Source organism: Rubripirellula tenax, from assembly GCF_007860125.1.
Taxonomy (GTDB): Bacteria; Planctomycetota; Planctomycetia; order Pirellulales; family Pirellulaceae; genus Rubripirellula; species Rubripirellula tenax.
Window position 1 is genome coordinate 1 of record NZ_SJPW01000026.1, and the last position, 4,052, is coordinate 4,052.

Genomic DNA, 4,052 nt, shown 5'->3' on the forward strand with positions numbered 1-4,052 from the left:
CGGTTGATGCCTTGCGAGTAGTTGGTGTAGTTGGCCATCGATGCCGCGGCACCGGGCCCGTGCAGCGCCGACTTGTTCGGGTCGACCATGCCTTCGCCATAAATCGCACTGGCGCCACGGTAGGCCAAGCCGCGATTAACGACGGTTGCAGGCACTGCCGCTGCCGCAATGGTAACGCGATAGTCTTCGACTTCGCCGTCGAAGGTCGCTCCGGTGACACTCAGATTGCCCGCTGTGCTGAGTCGGAATCGCGCGTAGGTGTCGCCTAGTTCAACGTTCGTCCCTGTGTCCTGTGGCACGGTGAAGCTGAGTGTTTGGATTCCGTCGGTCGTTCCAAGGTTGAAATTGGTAAAGATCTGTTCGCCGGCATCCAACCAGTCGCCGTCCCGGTTGAAATCGATCCAGGCGTCGAGACGGTTCGAAGTCGGGTCCGCGTTGGCCAATTCCACATCCACCGATGCGGTTGCGGCGGTCGACGACGACACGTAAATGGCGTTGGGCAGGACAACGCCGTCTTCGTCATCCGAGTCATTGGTGTCATCAAACGAGCTGTCGGCCGAATGGGTGCCATCGGCTTCGGAATCGGCGAGCGGGCCGAGTTGTGGACCGCCACTGGTATGGCGAGCCCCATCCTCGGCGAGTGTGACGGGGTACCCGTCCGGCGCGTCACCGAAGTCACTGTGAATCGCTTCCACATACGGTTTGACGAACCACCAGTCCGTGCTGCCCAGTGAAGCCGCAGTTGCGGGCGTCACCACGTCCAGTGTCATCGACGTTGGTGCTCCGCTGGCGTTGTTGACGCGGTTCAAACGCAAGTAATTACCGCTGCCGACATGAACGATGTTTTGCCAGCCAAACTGATCTTGCTGGATTTTCCATCGCACGCCCCATCCGGTAGCCCCGGGTTCCGACATCACGATATTCCCCGCCTCTAGCTTCGCGCGTCGGCCATCGACGGCCGACGTCAGATAGACCTCGTCGTTGCCGGCATCCTGAACAAGCCACTGAACCGTATCGTCTTCGGTGCGAATCGATGCTTGTTCAACCGCCGTGCCACCGTCGTTTTGCAACCGATGTGACGCGGCGCGATTGTGGATCACGTAAAGCGTTTCATTCGCGACTTCCGTCTCGCCATCCCAACCCGCGTACGCCTTTCCGAACGGAGTCAGCGCTTTGCCACTATTGGAAATGAAGAAGTCCGATCGGGGATTCGACTTCTCCCAGGGCGTGGTTGGTTCCGCACCTGTCCACAAGAACAGCGAATACTTATCCAGGTTCGCTTTTGATTCGGCACGATACATGAACTCCAAAATGAAATTGTAGTTCGTTTCTTCCGACCAATTGCCGCTTCCACCGCTCCAATCCACCACCGCAAATTCAGTCAGCCACACGTCTCGACCATTGGACTTTGTTTGCGTCGAATCGATCCAGTTAAAAACATTGTTCACATTCGGGGAACTGTACCAGTGCGTCCCGGAATAGTCGGTTCGATAGCCGAGCGCATCGGTTTGATCCGAAAAATCTTCTAACCAAGCTTGCCCTGCGGCTCCGTGGGCATTCGCGGGCGATACCAAGGGAATATCCATCGCCTCGAGTTGTGGCCACAGGTTGACTGCCGCAGCAACCGTCATGTTCGCCTGGTCTTCTTTGTCAGGTTCATTGAACCCGAGCAGGTACGACGGCTTCAGTTCATCGTTCCAATCGTCATACTTTTGGTGCAGAGTCGAAAGGGCTGGCCATCCCTGGCGGAACTGCATCGGAGCATAGAATTGATCGATTGGAAGTGAATCGAAATTGCCGCGTCCCCAGTTGTATGACCAACTGCTTCCGAACGAACCGACCGTGGCGCTGGCTGTTCCCTTTTTGAAGTAGTCATCGATGAACGCAAGTCGCCACTCTTGGTTGTCAGCCGGATCGGCGGCCTGATCCATCGGTTGTTGTGTCACCGTGTTGGGATAGGCACCGCCGGTGTGCAGGACCATGCCCGACCAGACATTCACAAACTGAAAGAACCCACCATCGGTCGGCTCGAGACGCCAAAGTTGATGCGGCGCGGCGGAGTAGTTTCCTTCGACAATGGCAGCACCTGCATCCAGCGAAGCATTTTCAACTTGCAACGCTTTGCCGGTGTCTTCGCTGCGGATGCGATAGGCATCTAGGGCGTACGAATACAGAACCTGATACTGACGTTCGACATCCGGAGTCCCGTTGATCACCTGGGTCGCACCGGTTTCGTCGGCAATCAACGCGCGACTGTTTTCGCGTGAAACGATTCGATACCAAGCGTCACCGTAGTCGTCGTACTTCGTGGCGGGCGGCGATTCGAATTTGACCGAAGTCCCAATCGGATAGCCGGTACCCGTGGACGTCGTATTCGCCGGCAACACGACCATCTCACGCACCGCACCACTGGCTTGATTGAAATCGATGCGAATTCGGTTTGCCAAAACCGGCGTCGAAAAATTGATGACCAATTCGCCCGATGTGTTTCCGGTGATCGAGTTGCCGGTCATCGTGCCCGACGAAACGGTGCCGCCGGGAATCGCGGTGTAAGAACTTCCAAAGTTGTTCGAGTAAAAAATCGTAAAATCAGTAAGCGTATTGATCGTCGCTCCACCGGTTCCCGATTCGCCCGAATACAGGTGGACCGAACCGACTTCGTGGCTGTTCGGAATACGAAGCGCCAGTCGGTGGACGCCCGACGAGCTATCCGAGATCCAACGCGAGTCATCGGCAACGTAACCGTCGACCGCGTTGACCGCGTAGTTGGTTCCGTCGACGGAAGTTGTCCCCGGCGCAAGTGACGCGCCCAGGTTCAGGTTGACAGCGGTTCCCAGCGGGTAGCCAGCCGGACCGTTTGCCGGCAGCAGCACAAACTCTTTCACTTGCAGTTCGTTCGCGCTGCTGGTGTGAATGCGAAATCGAGAAGCAGTGACCGTGGCCGGAAAAACCAGATTGTGATCCGTCGAGTTATCGCCCACGACGCTGGTGATCGTTTGCCAGGACGAGCCGTTGTGATACTGAACGTCAAACGATGAAACGTCGTTGGTGTCGTCGAGCCCAAGGTAGACGTGTGCCGAACCGACCGGATACGGCGCTTGCAACCGAACTTCGACCCAATGCGGACTGGTGCTGTCTTGAGTTACCAACCGTGAGTCGTTTGAGACAATCCCATCGGTCGCTTCATTGAGGCTGCCAGAGCCAATTGAATCGGCGAACGTCGGTTGGAATTGTGCCAAGTTCACCGTAAGAAGGCGTCTGGACTCAAGCTGCTCGACCAATAGACGCCTACGTCCGAGGTTCTTTGAGTGTGGCTTTCTCCGCATTGACATACTGACAATCTTGGTTCGTAGGGACAGTCGCTTGAGACGAGTTGATTCGGCATTTTCATGCCTTGTGCTTCGGTAAGATAAAAACGTGGGGAAGGCATCATGCCTGCCAATCATCCGACCGCGGCAGTTGCAAGCTGGAAGCCAACATTGCGACTAGGCCAACCCCAATATTGAATGTGGTTGAATCGCTAGGATGACCTGCCAGCCGGTGTTGGGTAGGCATGTCGAGGGGGAGTGAATTTGCTGTGATTGGCGGAGAATTTCGGCTGGTATTTTAGGCTCGATCTCGAAAAAGGGGAACTCGTCAATTGTAAATAGATGCCACCGCTGACCGAAGTTCTTAGAAAGAAATTGACGGATTTGGAGGAGAAAAGAATGGGCCGACAGTGGATTGAAGGACTTTCCGCTGCAGAGCAACGATCGTTCCATGAGCGATTTATCAAGATTTTTCTTGACTCCAAGTGCTGAGAGCTAAATCAACGAGGCCGTCTTGCTGCAACGGTTGATCGGAAACCCAATCCAATTCATCGTCGCGGTCCGATAGTGAGTCTTGCTGGTCAATGGCGCTCATTTCAGCTTGCTGACTCGACGAGCGTCCCAGCTTGTTGATGATCTGCAGACTGTCCAGGGCGGTCACCCGGCCATCACCGCTGACGTCATAGAAGAACGCCGACGACTGGCGTTCTGAGAAACCCCACAGTTCGGACGACGCAGCGGTTT

The 4,052-nt window shown here is 55.7% G+C and carries 2 protein-coding genes; both read right to left on the reverse strand.

The features are described 5' to 3' along the window. The coding region (locus Poly51_RS30065; protein WP_186775925.1) for a glycosyl hydrolase at positions 1-3,245 on the reverse strand (3,245 nt) is incomplete at its 3' end. A 526-nt stretch (positions 3,246-3,771) separates the two neighbouring features. After that, positions 3,772-4,052: dockerin type I domain-containing protein (locus tag Poly51_RS30070; protein WP_146462650.1), on the reverse strand; the 281-nt coding region annotated here is incomplete at its 5' end.